17 protein-coding genes and 1 pseudogene are annotated in these 22,966 nt (G+C 75.5%); 12 read left to right on the top strand and 6 right to left on the bottom strand.

From position 1 onward, the window contains the following. Nucleotides 1–13: 13 nt before the first annotated feature. Nucleotides 14–1,546 carry a DEAD/DEAH box helicase gene (locus tag AB0J00_RS04350; RefSeq protein WP_357740682.1) on the bottom strand — a complete coding sequence of 511 codons (1,533 nt, stop codon included), beginning with the start codon at nt 1,544–1,546 and terminating at the stop codon, nt 14–16. A gap of 525 nt (nt 1,547–2,071) precedes the next feature. Here AB0J00_RS04350 and AB0J00_RS04355 point away from each other — a divergent pair. After that, nucleotides 2,072–2,755: a ferritin-like fold-containing protein gene (locus AB0J00_RS04355; RefSeq protein WP_357740685.1), complete on the top strand. Its 684-nt coding sequence runs from the start codon at nt 2,072–2,074 to the stop codon at nt 2,753–2,755. A 75-nt stretch (nt 2,756–2,830) separates the two neighbouring features. Here AB0J00_RS04355 and AB0J00_RS04360 read toward each other — a convergent pair whose 3' ends face one another. Together AB0J00_RS04360 and AB0J00_RS04365 are read right to left on the bottom strand one after the other, a co-directional pair. Beyond that, on the bottom strand, nt 2,831–3,061 hold the full coding sequence (locus tag AB0J00_RS04360) for a DUF3107 domain-containing protein (protein WP_357740688.1): 231 nt from the start codon (nt 3,059–3,061) through the stop codon (nt 2,831–2,833). A gap of 108 nt (nt 3,062–3,169) precedes the next feature. Further along, nucleotides 3,170–3,826, bottom strand: a complete 657-nt coding sequence (locus AB0J00_RS04365) for a TetR/AcrR family transcriptional regulator (protein WP_357740691.1) — start codon at nt 3,824–3,826, stop codon at nt 3,170–3,172. Between the two features lie 91 nt (nt 3,827–3,917). Between AB0J00_RS04365 and AB0J00_RS04370 the strand changes: the two genes are divergently transcribed. The 7 genes from AB0J00_RS04370 to AB0J00_RS04400 all read left to right on the top strand — a co-directional run bounded on the left by AB0J00_RS04370 (nt 3,918) and on the right by AB0J00_RS04400 (nt 14,660). Further along, nucleotides 3,918–4,934, top strand: a complete 1,017-nt coding sequence (locus AB0J00_RS04370; RefSeq protein WP_357740694.1) for an alpha/beta hydrolase — start codon at nt 3,918–3,920, stop codon at nt 4,932–4,934. A 115-nt stretch (nt 4,935–5,049) separates the two neighbouring features. After that, the gene (moeZ, locus tag AB0J00_RS04375) at nt 5,050–6,210 is read left to right on the top strand and encodes an adenylyltransferase/sulfurtransferase MoeZ (RefSeq protein WP_357740697.1); all 1,161 of its coding nucleotides are present in this window, start codon (nt 5,050–5,052) and stop codon (nt 6,208–6,210) included. Nucleotides 6,211–6,269: 59 nt separating this feature from the next. Continuing rightward, a complete protein-coding gene (locus AB0J00_RS04380; protein ID WP_357740700.1) occupies nt 6,270–6,857 on the top strand; it encodes a TIGR03086 family metal-binding protein in 588 nt (195 codons plus the stop codon). Nucleotides 6,858–6,984: 127 nt separating this feature from the next. Continuing rightward, complete coding sequence (locus AB0J00_RS04385; protein WP_357740703.1) at nt 6,985–7,803, top strand: hypothetical protein; 819 nt, start codon at nt 6,985–6,987, stop codon at nt 7,801–7,803. 1 nt (nt 7,804) lies between these two features. Next, entirely contained in the window at nt 7,805–8,122 is a 318-nt protein-coding gene (locus tag AB0J00_RS04390) for an MGMT family protein (RefSeq protein WP_357740706.1), read from the top strand. Nucleotides 8,123–8,157: 35 nt separating this feature from the next. After that, on the top strand, nt 8,158–11,394 hold the full coding sequence (locus AB0J00_RS04395) for an ATP-dependent DNA helicase (RefSeq protein WP_357740709.1): 3,237 nt from the start codon (nt 8,158–8,160) through the stop codon (nt 11,392–11,394). Further along, nucleotides 11,391–14,660: an ATP-dependent DNA helicase gene (locus AB0J00_RS04400; protein WP_357740712.1), complete on the top strand. Its 3,270-nt coding sequence runs from the start codon at nt 11,391–11,393 to the stop codon at nt 14,658–14,660. The genes AB0J00_RS04395 and AB0J00_RS04400 overlap by 4 nt, the downstream gene beginning before the upstream one ends. A 135-nt stretch (nt 14,661–14,795) precedes the next feature. On the opposite strand, the gene AB0J00_RS04405 is transcribed toward AB0J00_RS04400, so the two are convergent. Both AB0J00_RS04405 and AB0J00_RS04410 read right to left on the bottom strand, forming a co-directional pair. Continuing rightward, nucleotides 14,796–15,566, bottom strand: coding sequence for a DUF2182 domain-containing protein (locus AB0J00_RS04405; protein ID WP_357740715.1), 771 nt, complete (start codon nt 15,564–15,566; stop codon nt 14,796–14,798). A gap of 39 nt (nt 15,567–15,605) precedes the next feature. Then, nucleotides 15,606–16,207 (bottom strand): annotated as a pseudogene (locus AB0J00_RS04410) (DUF1326 domain-containing protein). A 348-nt stretch (nt 16,208–16,555) separates the two neighbouring features. Here AB0J00_RS04410 and AB0J00_RS04415 point away from each other — a divergent pair. Next, a complete protein-coding gene (locus tag AB0J00_RS04415) occupies nt 16,556–18,154 on the top strand; it encodes a S8 family serine peptidase (protein ID WP_357740718.1) in 1,599 nt (532 codons plus the stop codon). 83 nt (nt 18,155–18,237) lie between these two features. On the opposite strand, the gene AB0J00_RS04420 is transcribed toward AB0J00_RS04415, so the two are convergent. Beyond that, nucleotides 18,238–19,083, bottom strand: a complete 846-nt coding sequence (locus AB0J00_RS04420; protein ID WP_357740721.1) for an alpha/beta hydrolase — start codon at nt 19,081–19,083, stop codon at nt 18,238–18,240. A gap of 62 nt (nt 19,084–19,145) precedes the next feature. Here AB0J00_RS04420 and AB0J00_RS04425 point away from each other — a divergent pair, with 62 nt between their 5' ends. The 3 genes from AB0J00_RS04425 (at nt 19,146) to AB0J00_RS04435 (ending at nt 22,963) form a co-directional block, all read left to right on the top strand. Further along, on the top strand, nt 19,146–20,558 hold the full coding sequence (locus tag AB0J00_RS04425) for a dipeptidase (protein WP_357740724.1): 1,413 nt from the start codon (nt 19,146–19,148) through the stop codon (nt 20,556–20,558). A gap of 18 nt (nt 20,559–20,576) precedes the next feature. Next, nucleotides 20,577–21,467, top strand: a complete 891-nt coding sequence (locus AB0J00_RS04430; protein ID WP_357740726.1) for a DUF2510 domain-containing protein — start codon at nt 20,577–20,579, stop codon at nt 21,465–21,467. Between the two features lie 185 nt (nt 21,468–21,652). Beyond that, nucleotides 21,653–22,963, top strand: a complete 1,311-nt coding sequence (locus AB0J00_RS04435; protein WP_357740729.1) for a pitrilysin family protein — start codon at nt 21,653–21,655, stop codon at nt 22,961–22,963. Nucleotides 22,964–22,966: the final 3 nt, after the last annotated feature.

Consider the following 22,966-nt stretch of genomic DNA (forward strand, 5'->3'; position numbering starts at 1 on the left):
AGCGTGCCGGGTGTCAGTCCTGCGACTCGGGGGTGGTGGCGCCCGCGTCGCCGCCGCTGCGGCCGGAGCCGCCGCGGCGACGCCGGCGGCGGCGCGGCTTGGCCGCACCCTCGCCGGCCGCGGCAGGTGCGCCGCCCTCGGCGGGCGTCCCGCTCTCGGCCGGCGCGGCCGCGGGCTCGCCCTCGCCCGCCGAACCGCCCGCCCGGGTGCGCCGGCGGGGCCGGCTCTTCCGCGGGCCGACGCTGACCTCGGCGTCCTCCCGACCGGGGCCGGAGTGGTCACCGGACCGGCCGGGGGTGGCGCCGCGCTGCTTGCGGCCGGTCTCGCCGAGGTCCTCGAGCACCTCGGCGTCCAGCCCCTCGCGGGTGCGCTGCGAGCGGGGCAGCCGGCCCTTGGCGGTCTCCGGCACGTCGAGGTCGGTGTAGACCCACGGCGAGGTGGAGTAGGTCTCCGGCGGGTCGGCGAACGGCAGGTCCAGCGCCTTGTTGATCAGCTGCCAGCGCGGGATGTCGTCCCAGTCGACCAGGGTGACCGCGACGCCGGTGCTGCCGGCGCGGCCGGTGCGGCCGATCCGGTGCACGTAGGTCTTCTCGTCCTCGGGGCACTGGTAGTTCACGACGTGGCTGACGCCGGTGACGTCGATGCCGCGGGCGGCGACGTCGGTGGCGACCAGCACGTCGACCTTGCCGCTGCGGAAGGCGCGCAGCGCCTGCTCGCGGGCGCCCTGGCCGAGGTCGCCGTGCACGGCGGCCGCGGCGAACCCGCGCTCCACCAGGTCGTCGGCGACCTTCTGCGCGGTGCGCTTGGTGCGGCAGAAGACCATGACCAGGCCGCGGTCGCGGGCCTGCAGGACCCGGGCCAGCAGCTCGGGCTTGTCCAGGTTGTGCGCCCGGTAGATGAACTGCGTGGTCTGCGGGACCGTCGAGCCCTCGTCGTTGCCGTGCGCCCGGATGTGGGTCGGCTGGGTCATGAACGACCGCGACAGGGTGACGATCGGGCCGGGCATCGTCGCGGAGAACAGCATCGTCTGCCGCTTGTCCGGGACCATCGCCAGCACCCGCTCGATGTCGGGCAGGAAGCCCAGGTCGAGCATCTCGTCGGCCTCGTCGAGGACGAGCACCTTGACCTTGCCGAGGATGAGGTGGCCCTGCTGGGCGAGGTCCAGCAGCCGGCCGGGGGTGCCGACGACGACCTCGACACCGCCCTGCAGCGCGGACACCTGCGGCTCGAAGGCGCGGCCGCCGTAGATGGGCTGCACGCGGATGCCGCGCTTGGCGCCGGCGGTGGCGAGGTCCCGGGAGACCTGCACGCACAGCTCGCGGGTCGGGACGACGACCAGCGCCTGCGGGACGCCGTCACCGCCCTCCGCGGGCGGGGTGACCCGGTTGAGCAGCGGGACGCCGAAGCCCAGCGTCTTACCGGTGCCGGTGCGGGCCTGCCCGATGAGGTCGTTGCCGGCCAGCGCCAGCGGCAGGGTCAGCTCCTGGATGGCGAACGTGCGGGTGATCCCGGCGTCGGCCAGCGCGGCGACGATGTCGGGGTGCAAGTCGAAGTCGCTGAACAGCGGGCTGTCGGTGGCGACGGGCGCGCCGCCCAGCTCCTCGACCTGCTGCTCGAGCTCCTCGGGGGCGGGGGCGCCGGTCTCGGCGCGCTCCAGCTCCGGGGCCGGGACGGTGCTGTCGGTGGGGGTGTTCTCGGTGGAGGTCAGTGCTCTCGCCTCGGTCTGGTGGGGGACCGCGGACGCCGTCGTGCGGCGTCGTGCGCCGTCCCGTTGTCGGTTCCGGGATGTCGATCCAGCGCCGACGTGCCAGCAGACCGGGTGTTCCTGCGAACTGCCCGGGAGACGGGTGCGGGACCTGTCTCGGGGAGATGCCCAGCGGTGTCAGCGCACTGTTTCGGTAACGCCTCGGATGTAACGCCCTTCGCAACGGACCTGACGGCCCGCCTCTTCCATCGTAGCGTGACGAGGGGCGCTAGCCTCCCTGCGCGGGGAGACGCCACACCGCAACGGGGCAGGTGAGGACGGCGTGCACGCCCTGCGGGAGCGCCGGCGACGACACAGGGGGACGACGTGACCGAGGACGCCGGCGCCGTCGACCAGCAGCAGGACGACGTCCCGCGGGGCGCCGTCGTCGAGCTGCTCGGGGTGCTCGCCTACGCCGAGCTGACCGCCTTCGACCGGCTCGCCGAGGACGCCCGGCTGGCGCCCACGCTCACCGGCCGCGCCGCGCTGGCCCGGATGGCGGCCGCCGAGATCGCCCACCACGGGCGGCTGTCGGCGCGGCTGCACGAGCTCGGCGTGGAGCCGGCCGACGCGATGGCGCCGTTCGTGGCCGCGCTCGACGCCTTCCACGAGGGCACCCGGCCCGGCTCCTGGCTGGAGGGGCTGGTCAAGGCGCACGTCGGCGACGGCCTGGCCACCGACTTCTACCGCGAGATCGCGGCGTTCCTGCCCCAGCCCGACCGCGCGCTGGTCGAGGAGGTCCTCGACGACACCGGCCACTCGGACTTCGCCGTCCGCGAGGTGCGGGCGGCGATCGCCGCCGACCCGGCGGTCGGCTGGCGGCTCGCGCTGTGGGCGCGGCGGCTGGTGGGGGAGGCGCTCACCCAGTCGCAGGCGGTGATCGCCGACCACGACGACCTGGCCGAGCTGATCATCCGCGGCACCGGCGACCTGGCCGGCGTCGGGCAGCTGCTGGGCCGGATCACCGCCGCCCACGCCGAGCGGATGAAGGCCCTCGGGCTCAACCCCTGAGCACGCTGACCCCCTGAGCACGCAGCAGGGCGCCTCCCCGGGTGGGGAGACGCCCTGCCGGGTGGTGCGGAGGCGTCAGCCGGCGACGAAGCCCACGCGGCGCGTGTCGGCCTCGGCGATCTCGACGTAGGCGATCTTCGCGGTGGGGACGACGACCTTGCGGCCGCGCTCGTCCTCCAGCGTGAGCAGGCCGTCCTTCGCCGAGGTCATGGCCTTGGAGACCTCCGCCGCGATCTCGTCGGGCGTCTTGGGGCTGTCGATGACCAGCTCCCGGGGGGACTGCTGAACACCGATCTTGACTTCCACGTGGAGATGCCTCCTCAGGTCGAGCTGCTGGCCTGCAACGCTAGTCCAGCCGACCTGCGTGCCACCGGTCGAGCGGGTGCGCCGACAGCGAAACGCCGGCGCGCGGCGTCACTCGCCGGGGGAGTCGGCGTCGTCGCGCCGGGGGAAGCCCGAGATGCCCCGCCAGGCCAGCCGCGACATCAGCGCCGCCGCCTCCTCGCGCGACAGCGACCCCTTGCCGGCCAGCCACCAGCGCGCGCTGCTCTCCGCCGACCCGATCAGCCCGGCGGCCAGCAGCAGCGCCCGCTCCCGGTCGGTGCCCGTGTCGTCGGCGATGACCTCCGCGACGGCGTCGATGCACAGCTGCGCGCCGTGGTCGACGACCCGGCGGACGTCGGGGTCGTTGCGCAGGTCGGACTCGAAGACCAGCCGGAACGCCTCGCCGTCCGCGTCGATGAAGCCGAAGTAGGCGCCCACCACACCGGCCACCCGGCGCCGGTTGTCCTCGGTCTCGGCCAGCGCCTGCCGCACCCGGTCGGTGAGCTCGTCGACCTGCTGCTCCAGCAGCGCCAGGTACAGCTCCCGCTTGCCCGGGAAGTGCTGGTAGAGCACCGGCTTGCTGACCCCGGCGCGGTCGGCGATGTCGTCCATCGCCGCGGCGTGGAAGCCCTGGGCGACGAAGACGTCCTGCGCGGCCCGCAGCAGCTGCAGCCGGCGCGCGCTCCGCGGCAGGCGGGAGGTGCGGCGCGCCGCCTGGGGCACGGGTGCGGGGCGGCTGGGCTGCATGGCCCCGGAATCGTACCGGCGCCGTCCCGGTGCGGCGTTCCATCGGTCACAGTCGGCGTCCGGCGTCCGCCCGTGTCCTACCTTTGCCAGGGTGACCGACGCCCGTCTCTCGGAGGAGCCGCTGCCGCGCCCGGGCACCCTGCTGCCCCCGTGGCCCGGCCGGTTCGTGCCCGGTGGCGGCGGCGAGGTCTTCGTCCGGACCACCCCGTGGCGGGGCCCGCTCGAGGGCCCCGCGGACGACGCCCCGCACGAGCGCGCGCTCTACGTGCACGGCCTGGGCGGCGCCTCGACCAACTGGACCGACCTGGCCGCGCTGCTCGCCGTCCGCTTCGAGGGGTACGCCCTGGACCTGCCTGGGTTCGGCCGGACCGCGCCGCCCTCGCGCGGCAGCTACTCGATGCAGCGGCACGTGCAGGCCACCGTCGACGTGCTGGAGTGGGTCGTCGACCAGCCCGGCCCCGGCCAGGGCCGGCCGGTGCACCTGGTGGGCAACTCCCTCGGCGGGCTGGTCAGCGTCTGGGTCGCCGCCCGCCGTCCCGACCTGGTGGCCACGCTGACGCTGGTCTCGCCGGCGATGCCGGTCTACCGCGTGCCCCCGGCGTTCGACCGGGTCATCACCCTGGTGATGCTGCCCGGCGTGCCGGCGCTGGCCGAGCGCCGGCTGGCCGGCGTGAGCGCGGAGCAGCGCGTCCGCGGGCTGCTGCAGATGTGCTTCGGCGACCCGTCGCGGGTGCCGCAGGAGCGGATCGACGAGGCGGTCGCGGAGATGCGCGAGCGCGACCAGCAGCCGTGGGCCGGGCAGGCGCTGACCCGCAGCCTGCGCGGGCTGATGACCTCCTACCTGCGGCTGGGCCGGGCCAACGCCTGGCGGATGGCCCGCTCGGTGCGCGTGCCGTCCCTCGTGGTCTGGGGCGACCGGGACAAGCTCGTCGACCCCCGGCTCGCCCCGCGGCTGGCCGCGACGCTGGGCGACGCGCGGCTGCAGGTGCAGCCCGGGATCGGGCACCTGGCGATGCTCGAGGCGCCCGAGCCGACCGCCCGCGCCGTCCTGGCGCTGGCCGAGGACGCCGCCGGCCGGACCGACCAGGTGCCCACCGGCCAGGTGTGACCCCCGTGGCCCCGCCCTTCGGAATGACGGGGGCGTGCCACGCTGTTGACCACCTCAGGACGTCGGCCCGCTGGGCCGGCCCGCCCTGACGACACAGCCGGATGAGGAGCGCCCCGTGCAGTTGCCACCCCTGGTGGAGCCCGCCGAGGACCTGTCGATCGACGAGGTCCGCCGCTACAGCCGCCACCTGATCATCCCGGACGTCGGGATGGACGGGCAGAAGCGGCTCAAGAACGCCAAGGTGCTCGCCGTCGGCGCCGGCGGCCTCGGCTCGCCGGTGCTGATGTACCTGGCCGCGGCCGGTGTCGGCACCCTGGGCATCGTCGAGTTCGACACCGTCGACGAGTCCAACCTGCAGCGCCAGATCATCCACGGGCAGTCCGACGTGGGCCGGTCCAAGGCGCAGAGCGCGCGTGACTCGATCCGGGAGATCAACCCGAACGTCGACGTCCGGCTGCACGAGACGCGGCTGGACAACGACAACGTGCTGGAGATCTTCGGCCAGTACGACCTGATCGTCGACGGCACCGACAACTTCGCCACCCGGTACCTGGTCAACGACGCCGCCGTGCTGCTGGGCAAGCCGTACGTGTGGGGCTCGATCTACCGGTTCGACGGGCAGGTCTCGGTCTTCTGGAACGAGCACGGGCCCAACTACCGCGACCTCTACCCGGTGCCGCCGCCGCCCGGCATGGTCCCCAGCTGCGCCGAGGGCGGTGTGCTCGGCGTGCTGTGCGCGACCGTCGGCGCCATCCAGGCCACCGAGGCGATCAAGCTGATCACCGGCATCGGTGAGACGCTGCTGGGCCGGCTGATGGTCTACGACGCCCTGGAGATGACCTTCCGCACCATCAAGGTGCGCAAGGACCCCGAGGGCGAGCCGATCACCGGGCTCATCGACTACGAGAGCTTCTGCGGTGTCGTGTCGGAGGAGGCCCAGGAGGCCGCCGCGGGTTCGACGATCACCGTCGACGAGCTCAAGGACATGATGGACAGCGGCAAGGACTTCGAGCTGATCGACGTCCGCGAGCCCAACGAGTACGAGATCGTGCGGATCCCGGGCTCGGTGCTGATCCCCAAGGACGAGATCCTCTCCGGCCGGGCGCTCGCGCAGCTGCCGAACGACAAGCCGATCGTGCTGCACTGCAAGACCGGCGTGCGGTCCGCCGAGGTGCTCGCCGCGGTGAAGAACGCCGGGTTCAAGGACGCCGTGCACGTGCAGGGCGGCGTCACCTCGTGGGCGACCCGGATCGACAAGACCCTCCCCACCTACTGACCGACCACGACGGCCCCGCTCCCGACCGGAGCGGGGCCGTCGTGCTGTCTACTGGCGCCGTGCCCGAGCCCAGCCACACCGACCTGCTCCTGCTCTTCCAGCGCGCGCAGGCCCAGTTCACCGACCGGGTCGACGCCGTCGGGCCGGGGGAGTGGGACGCCCCGGCGCTGCCGGGGTGGAGCGTCGCCGACCTGGTCGCCCACCTGACCAGCGAGCAGCTGTGGGTGCCGCCGCTGCTGGCCGGCGAGCCGCTGGACGACGTCGCGCAGCGCGTCCCCACCGGCACCGACGAGCTGATCGGCACCGACCCGCTCACCGCCTGGGAGACCGCGGCCGACGGGGCGCTGGCCGCCTGGGCCGACCCCGGCGTGCTCGAGCGCAGCGTGCAGCTCTCCTACGGGCCCACCCCGGCGGCCGACTACCTGGTCGAGATGACCGCCGACCTCACCGTGCACGCCTGGGACCTCGCCCGCGCGATCGACGGCGTCACCCACCTCGACCCCGAGCTCGTCGCCGCCGCGTTCGGCTACGCAGAGCACCGCCTCGGGGACGACGGGACGCCGGGGCTGTTCGCGCCGCCGGTCGAGCCGCCCGCGGGCGCCGACCTGCAGACCCGGCTGCTGGCCCGCTTCGGCCGCCGGGCCTGACGGGACCGGGCCGGGGAGCGCCTGGCCCGGCCGGGGGAGACCCGGCCCGGCGCAACCGGGCGACCGGCTCCCGGGGCCCTACGCTCCCGGCGACGTCAGCCGAGGAGTGAGGATCGAGGACCGCCGGATGACCCAGCCGCCCGAGGACCGGCCGTACGGCTGGCAGCCCGCGCCCCCGCCGGCCTGGCCGGGGCCCACGCAGCCGGACCCCTACGGCCGGCCGCCGGTGCACGGGCAGCCGACCCCCTACGGGCAGCCGGTCCCCTTCGGGCAGCCGGTGTACGAGCAGCCGCCGGTGTACGGGCAGCCGTACGGCCAGGGCTGGCCGCCGGCGCCGGGCTGGGGCCCGCCGCCGGAACGACCCCGCAACCGCACCGCGGTGGTGGTGCTGTCGGTGGTCGGCGGGGTGCTCGCGCTCGCGCTGGTCGCCGTCGGGCTGGTCGCCGTCCTGCGCACGGTCGAGGACGGCGCGGCGCCGGTCGCGGACGCCGCCTTCCTCGACTCGCTGCCGGCCGACTTCGACGACTGCGCCGCGATGGAGCTCGCCGGTGACGGGGACGTCGCGGCGGCCGGCTGCGGCGCGAGCGCGACCCGGCCCGGCCCCTGGGGGGCCGACTTCTACCGATACGAGGACGGCGACACGCTCGACGACGTGTTCATCGCCGACGTGGCCACGCCGGTCGAGGACGGCGGCATCTTCCTCGACGGGCTGGCGCCGTTCGACGGCCCGGTCGACTGCGCCACCGGCTCCGGCTGGGGTGAGTGGACCGAGGACGGTGCCGGCGGCATGGTCGCGTGCGGGCTGAGCGACCAGGGCGACGTTGCGGTCATGTGGACCGACGACGTCCACCTCACCGAGGGCGTCGTCTACGCGTCCGGGACCACCCAGTCCGACGTCGCCGCCCTGTTCGCGTGGTGGGACCAGCACAGCTCCTTCGAGGGGTGAGGTGGACGGCGACCGCAGCCCGGCCGACGTCGACGAGGCGGTGTTCGACGCGGTCGAGGCGATCCCGCCCGGCCGGGTGAGCACCTACGGGGCGATCGGCCGGCTGGTCGGCGTCGGACCGCGCCGGGTGGCCCGCGCGCTGGCCGGCGGCGGCGGCGCGGTGCCCTGGTTCCGGGTGGTCCGCGCCGACGGCAGCGCGGCCGAGCCGGTGCGGGTGCGCCAGCTCGCGCTGCTGGCCGCCGAGGGGGTGCCGGTGCGCAACGGCCGGGTCGACCTCGCCGCGGTGCTGTGGCCCGACGAGGAGCTCGACCGCTCCTGACCGGTCCTGTCGGTGGGGCGTGGTCTCATCGAGAGGTGCGGGGGGACACGGCAGAGCTGCAGGAGACGGCACCGGTCTACCGGCTGGTGCAGCCCGAGCCGGTCGCGGCCGCGCCGCGGCCGGCGCTCGACCCCACCCAGCAGGCCGTCGTCGACCACCCGGGCGGGCCGCTGCTGGTGCTGGCCGGCCCCGGCACCGGCAAGACCACGACGATCGTGGAGGCGGTCGCGACCCGCATCGAGCGCGGCGTCGACCCCGAGCAGGTCCTCGTGCTGACGTTCAGCCGCAAGGCCGCCGCGGAGCTGCGCACCCGGATCACCGCCCGGGTCGGGCAGACGATCCGCGAGCCGGTCGCGCGCACCTTCCACTCCTACGCGTTCGGCGTACTCCGGCGGGCGGCGCTGCTGCGCGGCGAGCCGGCGCCCCGGCTGCTCACCGCCGCCGAGCAGGACGCGGTGGTCGACGAGCTGCTGCGCGGTGACGCCGACGAGGACGGCGTGGTCCGCTGGCCCGACGAGCTGGCCGCCGCGCTGCGCACCGACGGCTTCCGCAACGAGCTGCGCGAGCTGCTGCTGCGGGCCACCGAGCGCGGCATCGACCCCGGCCTGCTCGCCGAGTGGGGGCGCGAGCGCGGGCTGCCGCACTGGGTGGCCGCCGCGCAGTTCGCCGACCAGTACGCCGGGGTGAGCGCGTTCGCCACCGCCGCCCGGGGCGGGGCGAGCGGCTACGACCCCGCCGAGCTGGTGCGCACCGCCATCGACGAGCTCCGCGACGACCCCGACCTGCTGCGCGAGGAGCGGCAGCGGGCGGGCTGGCTGTTCGTCGACGAGTACCAGGACACCGACCCCGCCCAGGTGGAGCTGCTGGACCTGCTGGCCGGTGGTGGCGGCAACCTGGTGGCCGTCGGTGATCCCGACCAGGCGATCTACGCCTTCCGCGGCGCCGACCCCACGGGCATCGTCGAGTTCCCCACCCGCTTCCGGCACCGCGACGGACGGGCTGCCGGCCGGCTGTCGCTGGGCGTCTGCCGCCGGTCCGGCGCGGAGCTGCTCGCGGTGAGCCGGCGGGTGGCCGAGGGGCTGCCCGGTCCGTGGGAGCACCGGCGGCTGCAGGCCGCGGCCGGCAGCGACCCGGGCACCGCGGAGGTGCACGTCTTCGACTCCGCCGCCGTGGAGGCGGCGTTCCTCGCCGACACGATGCGCCGCGCGCACCTGCTCGACGGGGTGCCGTGGTCGCAGATGGCCGTCGTCGTCCGCTCGGCGGCCACCGGCCTCGGCCCGGTCCGGCGGGCGCTCACCCAGGCCGGGGTACCGGTCGCGGTCTCCGCCGACGACGTCGCGCTGGCCGCCCAGACGGCGGTGCAGCCGCTGCTGGCCGCCGTCTCGGCGCTGCTCACACCGCGGCGCGACCCGGCGCAGCCCGACGCGGAGCTGCCGCTGGAGGCCGGCTTCGACGAGGCCGGCGCGGAGGCGGTGCTGGCCTCCCCACTGGGCGGCGCCACCGTGCTCGACCTGCGCCGGCTGCGCCGCGCCGTGCGCCGCGAGCTCGTCAGCCGTGGGGGAGAGCCCGCCCTGCGCGGCGCCCCGCTGGCCGCGGTGCTCGCCGACGCCACCCTCCTCGACGCCGTGCCCGCCCACCTGGCCCGCCCGGCCACCCGGGTCGCGGCGGTGCTGTCGGCCGGCCGGCTCGCGCTGACCGGCGGCGGCAGCGCCGAGGACGTGCTGTGGGGCATGTGGCAGGCCAGCGGGCTGGGGCCGAAGTGGGCGCGGGCCAGCGCGGCCGGCGGCCCGTCCGGTGCCGTGGCCGACCGCGACCTCGACGCGGTGGTGGCGCTGTTCGACGCGGCCGGTGCCTTCGTCGACCGCCTCCCGCACGCCGGGGTGGGCGCCTTCGTCGCGCACCTGGCCGCCCAGCAGCTGCCCGGCGACAGCGGCGCCGCCCGCGCGCCGACCGGCGAGACGGTGCGGCTGCTCACCGCGCACGCCTCCAAGGGCCTGGAGTGGGACCTGGTGTGCGTCGCCGGCGTGCAGGAGGGCGTGTGGCCGGACCTCCGCGCCCGCGCCAGCCTGCTGGGTGCCGAGGACCTCGTCGACGCCGCCGCCGGGGTCGACCCCGCCGCGCTCGACCGGCGCACCCTGGCGCTGGCCGAGGAGCGCCGGCTGTTCTACGTCGCGTGCACCCGCGCCCGCCGGCGGCTGGTCGTCACCGCCGTCGACGGGGGGCTCGAGGGCGGCGACGACGGCGCCACGGCGTCCCGGTTCCTCGACCTGATCGCCCCGCCGCCGGCCGGCTCCGACGGCGTGCGGCCGCACACCCCGCTGCCCCGGCAGCTCACCCTGCCCGCGCTGGTGGCCGAGCTGCGCCGGGCGCTCACCGATCCGCACACCCCGGCACCCCGCCGGTCCAGCGCGGCGGCGGTGCTCCGCCGGCTCGCCGACGAGCGGGTGCCCGGCGCGCACCCGGCCGGCTGGTGGGGGCTCGCGCCGCTGAGCGACGACGCCCCGCTGGTCGACCCGGACGCCGTCGTCCCGGTGCGCCCCTCGGCGATCGACACCTTCCAGCGCTGCCCGCTGCGCTGGGTGCTCGGCGCGGTCGGCGCCGAGGCGGCCCCGGAGGCCACCCGCACCGTCGGCTCCGCGGTGCACGACGTCGCCCAGCAGGTGGCCGAGGGCCTGCCGCCCGCCGACGCCGCGGCCGTGCTGGACGCCGAGCTCGACGGGCTCGACCTCGGGCCCGGCTGGTTCGACCAGCGCCAGCGCGACCGCGCGCAGGAGATGCTCGCCAAGTTCATCGCCTGGCACCGCCGCGCCGACCGCGAGCTGGTCGCCGCCGAGGAGGACTTCGACGTCACGGTCGGCCGCGCCCGGCTGCGCGGCCAGGTCGACCGGCTGGAGCGCGACCGCGACGGCCGGCTGGTCGTCGTCGACATCAAGACCGGCAAGACAGCGCCCAAGGACGTCGACACCCACGGCCAGCTCGCCGCCTACCAGGTGGCCGTCGCCGAGGGCGCGTTCGCCGAGCACGGGACGGCGACCGGTGGCGCGGCGCTGCTGCAGGTCGGCGGCGCGCAGAAGGCCGCCAAGGAGCACTCCCAACCGCCGCTGCCCGCCGACGTCGACCCCGGCGAGACGTGGGCCGGCGAGCTGCTGGCCACCGTCGGCGAGGGCATGGGTGGGGGCAGCTTCGTCGCCCGCACCGACACCGACTGCGACCGCTGCGCGTTCCGCCGCAGCTGCCCGATGCAGGAGAGCGGCCGGCAGGTGACCCGATGAGCCAGTTGAGCTTCGACCTGCCGGGGCTGGGCCCGGTCGCGGAGCCGGAGCTGCCGCGGCTGCTCACCCCCGCCGAGGTGGCCGAGCGGTGCGGGCTGTCCTACGCGCCATCGCCGGAGCAGGCCGGCGTCGTCGAGGCGCCGGTCGACCGGCCGCTGGTCGTCGTCGCCGGCGCCGGGTCGGGCAAGACCGAGACGATGGCCGCGCGCGTCGCCTGGCTGGTGGCCAACCAGCTCGTCGCGCCGGAGGCGGTGCTCGGCCTGACGTTCACCCGCAAGGCGGCCAGCGAGCTCAACGCGCGCGTGCGGCTGCGGCTCGGCGCGCTGGCCCGGCACCCCGACACCCCCGCGGAGCTCCGCGAGCGGCTCACGGTCGCGGCGCCCACCGTGGCCACCTACCACGGCTACGCGGCCGGCATCGTCGCCGAGCACGGCCTGCGGATCGGTGTCGAGCCCGGCTCCGGCGTGCTCGGCCCGGCGATGTGCTGGGGGCAGGCGGCCACCGTCGTCGCCGCGCACACCGGCGACATGAGCGACGTCAACCTCGGCCTGGTCACCACCACCGAGGACGTGCTGCAGCTGGCCGCCGAGCTCGGCGAGCACGACGTCAGCCCCGCCCGGCTGCGCGCCTGGACGGCGAGGCTGGAGTCCCAGGTGCGCGGCTACCCGGACGCCCCGCGCAAGGAGGGCCCGTACGCGGGCGTAGCGGACATGCTCGCCCGGCAGCGGGCCCGGGTGGCGCTGCTGCCGATGGTCGAGGCGTTCGAGGCCCGCAAGCGGGCGGCCGGCGCGATCGACTACGCCGACCAGGTCGCCCACGCCGCCCGGGTCGCGGTCACCTCGCCGGAGGTCGGCCGCCGCGAGCGGGCCCGCTGGCGGGTCGTGCTGCTCGACGAGTACCAGGACACCAGCGTGGGTCAGCTGCGGATGCTGGAGGCCCTGTTCGGCGGGCCGGGCGGGCACCCGGTGCTCGCCGTCGGCGACCCGCGGCAGTCGATCTACGGCTGGCGCGGCGCGTCGGCCGGCACCATCGAACGGTTCGACCGGACCTTCCCCGGCACCCCCGAGCGCCCCGCGGAGCGGCTCACCCTGTCGACGTCGTGGCGCAACGACCGCGCGGTGCTGGCCATCGCCAACGCGGTGTCGGCGATGCTGCCCGCGCCGGAGCAGCCGCTGCCCGACCTCACCGCGTCGCCGGTCGCCGGGCCGGGCGAGGTGCACGTCGCGCTCCACGACACCGTCGCCGAGGAGACCGAGGCGCTCGCCGACCGGCTGGCCGCCGAGTGGCACCGCGAGCCCAAGCCGTCGGTCGCCGTCCTGGCCCGCCGCCGCGCGCAGCTGCCCGGCATCGCCGCCGCGCTGCGCGAGCGCGGGCTGCCGGTCGAGGTCGTGGGCCTGGGCGGGCTGCTCGACGTCCCGGAGGTGTCCGACGTCGTCGCCACGCTCCGCGTGCTCGTCGACCCGACCGCCGGGGACGCGCTGGGCCGGCTGCTCACCGGCGCCCGCTGGCGGATCGGCCCGCGCGACCTGCAGGCGCTGGAGCGCCGCGCCCGCGACCTGGTGCGCGAGCGCACCCCCGCCCCGGAGCCGCAGCCCGGTCAGCCGACCCCGCCCCGCGAGCGCGGCAGCATCGTCGAGTCGCTCGACGACCTGGGCCGGCCGGAGCAGTACTCGGCCGAGGGGTTCCGCCGGCTGCGCCGGCTCGGCGGTGAGCTGGCCGCGCTGCGGGGGCGGCTGGGGGAGTCGCTGCCCGACCTGGTCGACGAGGTCGTGCGGGTGCTGGGGCTGGAGACCGAGCTGGCCAGCCACCCCGATGTCAGCCCCGGCGGCGCCCGCATCCACCTCGACCAGCTGCACCAGGTCGCCGCCCAGTTCACCGAGCTGGCCGAGCTGCCCTCGCTCCCGGCGTTCCTCGGCTACCTCTCCGACGCGGAGGTGCGCGAGCGGGGTCTGGAGCCGGGTGAGGTGGCGGTCAACCCGGAGGCGGTGCAGCTGCTCACCGGGCACTCGTCCAAGGGCCTGGAGTGGGACGTCGTCGCCGTCCCCGGGCTCACCGTCAACCAGTTCCCGGCCAAGCCCGACGCCTCCGACTCGTGGATCAAGGACCCCGGCGCCGTGCCGGTCGACCTGCGCACCACCGACCGCGCCGAGCTGCCGCAGCTGAGGCTGCCGGTGCCCGGGTCCGGTGACCAGACCGCCGTCCGCGACGCGCTGGACGACTACGTGGCCGACTGGAAGGACTTCGGCCTGGCCGAGGAGATCCGGCTGGGCTACGTGGCCGTCACCCGGGCCAAGCGGCTGCTGCTGTGCTCGGGCAGCTGGTGGCGCGACGGCAAGAGCGTGTGCGGGCCGTCGACGCTGCTGCAGGCGGTCAAGCAGGCGTGCGACGACGGCGCGGGGGTCGTCGACCGCTGGGCGCCCGCGCCGCCGGACGACGCGGAGAACCCGGCGCTGGCCGAGTGGCCGATCGGCGTGTGGCCGGCCGACCCGCTGTCCATCAACCGGCGGCGGGCGCTGACCGCGGCCGCCGAGCTGGTCGGGTCGGCGAGCCCGCACCCGCTCAGCGAGGTGGCGCTGGGCGCCGGCGACGACCCGGTGGTGGCCGAGTGGGTGCGTGACGCCGACCTGCTGCTGCGTGAGCGGGCCGAGCACTCGCGGGGCACCGTCGACGTCCCGCTGCCGGCGCACCTGTCGGTGTCCGAGCTGGTCGCGCTGCGCCGCGACCCGGCCGGGCTCGCGCGTCGGCTGCGCCGGCCGATGCCGGCGGCGCCCGCGCCGCTGGCCCGGCGGGGGACGGCGTTCCACGCGTGGCTGGAGGAGCGGTTCGGTGCCTCCCGGCTGATCGACCTCGACGAGCTGCCCGGCGCCGGTGACGCGCTGGCCGCGCCCGACGAGCAGCTGACCGCGCTGCAGGCGGCGTTCCTGGCCAGCGTCTGGGCCGACCGCCAGCCGGTGGACGTCGAGGCGCCGTTCGAGACGCCGCTGGGTCCGCTGACGCTGCGGGGCCGGATCGACGCGGTGTTCGCGACGCCCGACGGGGGGTTCGAGGTCATCGACTGGAAGACCGGCCCGGTGCCCGCGCCCGCGGAGCTCGCCGCCGCCGGCGTGCAGCTCGCCGCCTACCGGCTCGGCTGGTCGCGGCTGACCGGCGTGCCGGTGGAGCGGGTGAGCGCCGGCTTCCACCACGTCGCGGCCAACACCACCCTGCGCCCGGTGGACCTGCTCGACGAGGCCGGCCTGCTCGCCCTGGTCACCGGCACCGCCTGACGTGGACGGTCGGCAACAGCGTGCGCGGACAGCCAGTTCGACGCCCGCGAGCTGGCACTCCGCGCCCACTGTCGCGCTCCGCGTTGCCGCGGCAACCGACGATCGGTGCACGACGGTGGGCGGGCCCGCGGGACGTCAGCCCATCGCCGGCATGCCACCGGCGCCGGGCACGGTCAGCCCCGGTACGGCGTCAGGAGCGACCAGCAGCAGCACCCCCAGCGCGAGGAGCAGCGCCGCGGTCCCCCAGGTGGCCGCGCGCCGCCACGGCAGGGTCTTCTCGACCGCGATGACGCCGGCGACCACCGCCATCCAGAGGACGCTCATCACTCCGAGCGCGAACAGCGAGGCCATCAGCGCCCAGCAGCAGCCGACGCACCACGCACCGTTGCGGCCACCCATCCGCACGGCCCCCGCCCAGCCGTCCCGCCAGTTGCCCAGCAGGAACCCCAGCGGGCTGCGGCACCGGGACAGGCACGCGTTCTTCAGCGGGGTCAGCTCGTACGCGGCGGCGACCAGCAGGGTGGTGGCCGCGGCGGGGCGTCCCGACGCATCCCACGCGAGCGGGTCACCGGGCAGCCGGCCCAGCCCGGCAGCGATCGCGAAGGCCACCAGTCCGGCCAGCGCCCAGGTGAGCAGGTAACCACCGGCGAACACGAACGCCCGGGCCGGCCACCGGTCGCGGGTCATCCGCGCGTACAGCGCGACCGTCGGGGCGACCGACGGGAACATCATCGCGGCCATCATCACGACCCAGACGCCGAGGAACCACCCCAGCGTGCCCAGCGCGGTCCACGGTCCGGCGTCCATGCCTCGCATCCGGTCCGCGGTCCACCACCAGCCGATCGCGGCCAGCGCGACCAGCGTCGCGACCAACCCGAGCCGGAGCCGCGCGGCACCGAGAGCCACGGTGAGGTCGTCGGCGAGGCGCTGCACGGTGCGGCCCGGTCAGCCGGACCAGGCGAACTCGTCGGTCGACAGCCCGGTCTTCCCCTCGTACCGGATGCCGAAGGCGTCGATCCGCGACCGGCGGCCCTCGGCCATCGTCAGGTTCGACCCGACCGGGTGGAACATGCGGTCGAAGCGGACCGGCTCCCCGGTCTCCACCCCGAACGGCACGATGTCCTCGATCTCGAAGTCGATGGCACCACCCACCCGGACGCTGTGCCGGCCGCCCTCGTCGCGCAGCTCGATGGCTGCCCGCTCGACGCCGACGACCTCGCCGACCAGCGGCGCCAGCAGGGCCATCGGCCCGCGAGCCGACCGCTGAACACCCCGACGAGCGCGTCGAACTGCTCGTCGGACGCGCCGTCGTCGACGAACATCCCCAGCCGCCAGTTGCCGTCGGTCATCACCTTGGGCGTGTCGATGATCGTGACGACCCGCCGCCCGGCGACATCGGTGCCGTCGACCTGGCCGTCCCGGACGGTGAACGCCAGGGTCGCGCGGCAGTAGTCGTAGGTGGCGCCGTGGTCGAATGTCAGGTTGCAGGGGCACATGAGCTCGCACGAGCAGGTCTCGACGTAGCTGCCCCTCAGGTTCCACGCCATGGGGAGCTCCCTCCACGAGGGCACCAGTGTCGCCGTCGGCCGCACGGTGGCGGCGACCCGGGACGGGGCCTCCGCCGGACGCCGTGTGTCGTCACCGGGCGCACCGGGACGGCGTCGCCGACGACGGACCGTGACGGCAGGCGAGGGACGCCCGACGGGCCGCCGGAGCGCCCTTGAGGGGCCGGCGGCTCCTGCTCACCCCCTCGGGGTGGGTCGGGAGTCCTCCGTTGGGGTGCACGTGCGCCGGTGACTGCTGACACGGACCGTCAGAGTCCTGTTACTGAGCGTGCAGCGCAGCAGCGTGCGGCGGCTTGACCGTCACAGTGGCAGATCATGGGGTGACTGAACGTGACCGATCTCGACTCCCGAGCGACGGCCGGTGGGCGCAGGCGGGTGCTCCGCCGCGGCGCGGCGGCGACCGTCGCGACGTCCGCCCTGGCCGCCGCCGTCCTCGGCGCCGGCACCGGCGTGGCCCAGGCCGCCGACAACAGCTCGCTGGGCTACGACCCGGTGGCGGACAAGGGCTCGCTCCACAACGTGGCGAAGGTGGTCGGCGCGCAGGACCTCTACGCCGCCGGCATCACCGGCAAGGGCGTCGGGGTCGCGCTGATCGACACGGGTGTGGCGCAGGTGCCGGGGCTCACCAGCGGCAACGTCGTCAACGGGCCGGACCTGTCCTTCGACAGCCAGCAGGCGGACACCGCGTACACCGACGGCTTCGGCCACGGCACGCACCTGGGCAGCATCATCGCCGGCCGGGACGCCGAGGGCCCTGCCCTGTCCTACACCGACCCGGACAACTGGCACGGCATCGCTCCGGACGCCACGCTGGTCAACGTCAAGGTCGGGGCCGTCAACGGCGCGGTCGACGTGACGCAGGTGATCGCCGGCATCGACTGGGTGGTGCAGCACGCCGACGACCTGAAGATCCGGGTGATCAACCTGTCGTACGGCACCGACTCGGTGCAGCCGAGCCTGGTCGACCCGCTGGCCTTCGCGGTCGAGAACGCCTGGCAGCACGGCATCGTGGTGGTCGCCGCGGGCGGCAACGACGGCGACACGAGCAAGACCCTCGCCAACCCCGCCAGCGACCCGCACGTCATCGCGGTCGGCGCCATGGACAGCGCCGGCACCGTCTCGGCCACCGACGACACCGTGCCGTCCTGGTCGACGCACGGCACCGACGCCCGGCACGTCGACGTCGTCGCCCCCGGTGTCTCAGTGCTGGGTCTGCGCGTGCCGGACGGCACCGCCGACGCGGCGAACCCGCAGGCGCGGGTCGGCTCGCGGTTCGCGAAGGCGTCGGGCACCTCCCAGGCCGCCGCCGTGGTCAGCGGTGAGGTCGCGCTGCTCCTGCAGGCGAACCCGGCGCTCAAGCCCGACCAGGTCAAGATGCTGCTGCAGGACAACGCCAGCGGGCTGCTGCGCACCTCCGCGAAGATGGGCGGTGCCGGCAGGACCGACCTGAAGAAGATGTTCGACCAGGTGCTCAAGCTGGCCCCCATCCGGCCGGCGCCGTCGACGGGCTGGGGCACGGGCACCGGCTCGCTGGAGGCCGCCCGCGGCACCGCGCACGTCGCGATCGGCGACGAGGCGCTCACCGGTGAGGTCGACGTCTTCGGGCAGAGCTGGAACGGCTCGCGCTGGGCGAAGCAGACCGACAGGAAGAAGTCGTGGAAGGACGGGACCTGGCTCGGCACCACGCTGACCGGCCGGGGCTGGGTCAAGAACGGCAAGGCGCAGCGGGCGTGGCCCACGGCGACGTGGACGCAGACCGCCGAGGCGGTCACCTCCGACGACGACTGGTCGGCCCGGATGTGGCGGGACGGCACGTGGTCGGCCCGGATGTGGCGGGACGAGGCGTGGTCGGCCCGGATGTGGCGCGACGAGTCCTGGTCGGCCCGTATGTGGCGCGACGAGGCGTGGTCGTCGCAGAGCTGGGGCTGAGCGCGCAGCCCGACCGGCCGGGCGACCGCCCCTGAGGAACACCCGGAGCGGGGTGGGACGCGACGTCCCACCCCGCTCCGCCGTCAGCGGCGGCCGGTGGCGATGCGGTCGAGCACCGCGCGGGCCAGCGCCTCGGGCGCCTGCTCCGGGACCCAGTGGGTCACGTCCGGGAGCTCGACGAACTTGTAGTCGCCGGTGACCTGGTCCGCGCACGCCTCCGCGGCGATCCGGCCGATCGGCACGTCGCCGTCGCTCCACACGTACGTCGTCGGCACCTCGACCGGGTCGACCCGGGTGCCGGAGTCCATCGCCCGGTACCAGTTCAGCGCGGCGGTCAGCGCCCCCGGCGCGCCCAGCACCTCGACGTAGGCGTCGACCGCCTCGTCCGGCAGACCGGGCGCGTCGAGCATCTTCCGCAGCCGCCGGGCGTCGTCCTCGAGCAGCACCTGCTCCGCCTTGCCGGCCTGCCAGAATAGCTTGATGTACCCCGACCGCTCCTTCTGCTCCGGATCGGCGCGGTAGGCCAGCGTGTACGCGGTCGGGTGCGGCACCGAGACCGCGGTCAGCGTGCGCACCCGGTCGGGGTGCCAGGCCGCCAGCCCCCACGCCACGTTCGCGCCCCAGTCGTGCCCGACGACGTCGGCGACCGGGGCGTCCAGCGCCGTCATCAGGTCCGCCGTCACCTGCACCAGGTTCGGCAGCGCGTAGGCGCCCACCTCGTCCGGCCGCGCGCCGGGGGAGTAGCCCAGCTGGTCGGGTGCGTAGCAGCGCAGCCCGGCGTCGGCGAGCAGCGGCATCACCGCCGACCACGACAGCGACGTCTCCGGGAAGCCGTGGAGGAGCAGCACCGGCTGCCCGTCCTCCGGTCCGTCGGTCCGGACGTCGAACGTCAGGTCGCCGAGGTCGACCTGCAGGCTGCCCGCTCCCATGCGGGCAACCTAGCCGCCCGGACGCGTCGGGGCCGACAGGGCCGCGGGATACCGTCAGGGCCGTGAGCAGCTCCGCCGAACGCGACTTCGTCACCGCCCACCTGGACGACCTGCACGCCGACCTCGACGCCTGGCTGCGGATCCCGTCGATCTCCGCGGACCCCGCGCACGCCGGCGACGTCCGCGCGAGTGCCGAGTGGCTGGCCGAGGCGCTGCGCCGCACCGGCTTCCCGACCGTCGAGGTCTGGGAGACCCCGGGCGCGCCCGCGGTCTTCGCCGAGTGGCCGTCCGCCGACGCCGGCGCTCCGGTCGCGCTGGTCTACGGCCACCACGACGTCCAGCCGGTCGACCCGGTCGAGCTGTGGGAGCACCCGCCGTTCGAGCCGACCCGCGTCGAAGGCCCCGACGGCACCGAGCTGCACGCCCGCGGCGCCATCGACGACAAGGGCAACGTCGCGTTCCACCTGCTCGGCATGCGCGCCCACCTGGCCGCCACCGGTCGCGACACCCCCGCCGTCACGGTGAAGCTGGTCATCGAGGGCGAGGAGGAGTCCGGCTCCCCGTACTTCGCCGACCTGCTGCGCGAGCGGCGCGACCGGCTCGACTGCGACGTCGTCGTGGTCAGCGACACCGGCATGGCCGCCCCCGACCTGCCCAGCGCCGTCACGGGCATGCGCGGCCTGGCCGACGCCGAGATCACCCTGCGCGGGCCCGCGGTCGACCTGCACTCCGGCTCGTTCGGCGGCGCCGTCCCCAACCCGCTGCACGCCCTCGCCGAGCTGGTCGCGTCGCTGCACGACGCCGACGGCAGGGTCACGCTACCGGGCTTCTACGACAAGGTGCGCCCGCTGTCCGACCGCGAGCGCGAGCTGATGGGCCGGGTGCCCTTCGACGAGGCCGCCTGGCTGGCCGGCCCGGCCGCCTCGCGGACCACCACCGGCGAGGCCGGTTTCAGCACCCAGGAGCGCATCGGCGCCCGCCCGACCGCCGAGGTCAACGGCATGTGGGGCGGCTACCAGGGTCCCGGCCACAAGACGATCATCCCGGCCGAGTCGCACGCCAAGATCACCTTCCGGCTGGTCGCGGACCAGCGGCCGGAGGAGATCGGGCCGATGGTCCAGGCGTGGGTCGAGGCGAACCTGCCCGAGGGCATCGAGGCCGACGTCCACGTGCCGGCCGGTGGCGTCGCCCCCTGCGCCAGCGACCTCGACTCGCCGTACATGGACGCGCTGCTGCGGGCCATCGCCCAGGGCTGGGACAGCGAGCCCGACCAGGTGCTGTTCATGAAGGAGGGCGGCAGCGGCCCCGAGGCCGACCTCGCCGAGCAGCTGGGCGCCCCGCTGGTCTTCCTCGGCGCGGGCCTGCCCACCGACCGCATCCACTCGCCCAACGAGCGGGTCCTGCTCTCGCAGCTGCACCGCGGCGCGGAGGCGGCGGCGCACCTCTGGCGCGAGCTGGCCTCCGTCCGCCGCTGACGCCCCGATGACCGCACCGTGACGAGCGGACCCGGCGCCGCCCCGCCACCGGGCTGGTACCCCGACCCCGACGGCGGGGCCGGGCTGGTGCGCTGGTGGGACGGCGGCCGGTGGTCCGACGTCACCACCCCCGCCGGTCCGGGGGTGCGGGTGGGCGAGGCGTTCGAGCGCCACCCCGCGCCCCCGGCGCAGACCTCTGTCTGGGAGGAGTGGCCGGAGCCGCCGCCCCGCCCGCGCCGGCGGACCGGGCTGCTCGTCGGCCTCGGCGCGCTCGGGGTGGTGCTGGTCCTGGTGCTGGTCGGCGTCCTGGTCTCCACCCGGGACCGGGGGAGCGGCGGCCCGGCCGCCCTGCCGACCCAGTCCGGGACCTCGCGCAGCGGGTTCCCGCCCGGCACGGTCCGGATCTTCGACCAGTCGGCCGGGATCTCCTACCCGTACCTCGGCAACGGCTGGTACGAGTACGACCTCGGGCCGCAGGTCGAGACGGTGACGACGGCCGGGCAGTACTTCGTCACCCAGGAGGACCTGCCCGACGGCACCGGGCCGTTCATCGCCCAGTGCACCTCCGGGCCGCTCACCCCGGCGTACGGCTGGACCGGGACGGGGTCGCTGGAGACGACGGTGCACGCGATCGCCGACGACGTCCGGGTGCAGCACTACCCGCAGCCCAACGAGCGCACCGTACGCCGCGACGAGGCGCTGACCGTCGACGACCACGCCGCCTGGGTCTACGAGTTCGAGCTGGCCTGGGACACCCCCGGCTACGACTCCACCGGCGAGCGGGCCGCGCTGCTGCTCATCGACGTCGGCACCGAGTTCCCGGCGCTGCTCTACCTGTCGATCCCCAACACCCACGCCGAGCTGTACGGCGTCATCGACCGCGTCATCGACGACGTCGATGTGTTGTAGGCGGGGGACGGCCCGGCGCGCAGCGCCGTCGCTCTGACGAGTGGGGCCCGGAGGGTTCCGCGAGGAAGGGCGGCAGCGGCTCCGCGGCGGCCGGGGACGGCACCTGGTCGCGGTGTCGTCCGGAAGGACGACAGGGTCATGGTCCCGGCGGCGGCGTGTCGTCCACCGCGGTTAGGGTCGCAGGCGTGACATCTGATGGGTCCGACCTGACGCTGCGCCACCCCGTCGAGCGCTTCACCCTCGACAACGGGCTGCGGGTCGTCCTGGCACCAGACCGCAGCGTCCCCGTCGTCGCCGTCAGCGTCTTCTACGACGTCGGCATGCGCTCCGAGCCGCCGGGCCGCACCGGCTTCGCGCACCTGTTCGAGCACATGATGTTCCAGGGCTCGGCGCACGTCCCGAAGATGGAGCACGCCCGGCTGGTGCAGGCGGCCGGCGGCACCTTCAACGGGTCGACGCACCAGGACTACACCAACTACTTCGAGGCGCTGCCCAGCGAGGCGCTCGAGCGCGCGCTGTTCCTCGAGGCCGACCGGATGGCCGCGCCGGCGATCACCGAGGAGAACCTCCGCAACCAGATCGACGTGGTGAAGGAGGAGATCCGGGTCAACGTGCTCAACCGGCCGTACGGCGCCTTCCCGTGGCTGCAGCTGCCCGAGGTCGCGTTCGAGACGTTCGCCAACACGCACGACGGCTACGGCTCGTTCGTCGACCTGGAGTCCTCCACCGTCGACGACGCGCTGGACTTCTTCGACCGCTACTACGCCCCGGCCAACGCGGTGCTGTGCATCGGCGGCGACCTGGACGTCACGGAGACCGAGAAGCTGGTGCGCCGCTGGTTCGACCCGGTCGCCGCCCGCCCCGCGCCGCCGGTGCCGGTGTTCGGCGAGCCGTCGGCCACCGCCGTCCGGCGCGGCGTGGTCGAGGACGCGCTGGCCCCCGCCCCGGCGGTCGCGCTGGGCTGGCGGGTGCCCGACCCGGTCGGTGACCTGGACACCTACCTCGGCAGCGTCCTGCTCGCCGAGGTGCTCAGCGAGGGCGACGCCTCCCGGCTGGAGCGCCGGCTGCTGCACGACGAGCAGCTCGCCGTCGGGCAGAGCAGCTACCTCGGCCTGTTCGGCGACCCGTTCGACGTCCGCGACGCCACGTTGCTGGTCACCCAGGTGCACCACCCGGCCGACGTCCCGACCGACCGGGTGCAGGCCGCCGTGCACGAGGAGATCGCCCGCATCGCCACGGACGGCGTCGGCGCCGACGAGCTCGCCCGGGTGCAGGCCCGCGCCGAGGCGCAGCTGCTGCACCAGGCCGACTCGGTGCTCGGCCGCACCCTCGGCTTCGCCGCGGCGGAGCTCGTCCACGGCCGCGCCGAGCTGGCCGGCGAGCTCGCCGCCCGGCTGGCCGCGGTCACCCCCGACCAGGTGCAGTCCGCCGCGCGCGGCCTGTCGCCCGACACCGTCGCCGTCCTCGAGCTGCGCGCCACCGGAGGCCAGAAGTGAGCG

It is taken from the genome of Modestobacter sp. NPDC049651, from assembly GCF_040659695.1.
GTDB lineage: Bacteria > Actinomycetota > Actinomycetes > Mycobacteriales > Geodermatophilaceae > Modestobacter.

Coding starts and splice junctions, on each gene's coding strand:
- AB0J00_RS04365 (WP_357740691.1), bottom strand. CDS start 3,826: ATGCAGCCCAGCCGCCCCGCACCCGTGCCCCAGGCGGCGCGCCGCACC.
- AB0J00_RS04385 (WP_357740703.1), top strand. CDS start 6,985: ATGACCCAGCCGCCCGAGGACCGGCCGTACGGCTGGCAGCCCGCGCCC.
- AB0J00_RS04400 (WP_357740712.1), top strand. CDS start 11,391: ATGAGCCAGTTGAGCTTCGACCTGCCGGGGCTGGGCCCGGTCGCGGAG.
- AB0J00_RS04420 (WP_357740721.1), bottom strand. CDS start 19,083: ATGGGAGCGGGCAGCCTGCAGGTCGACCTCGGCGACCTGACGTTCGAC.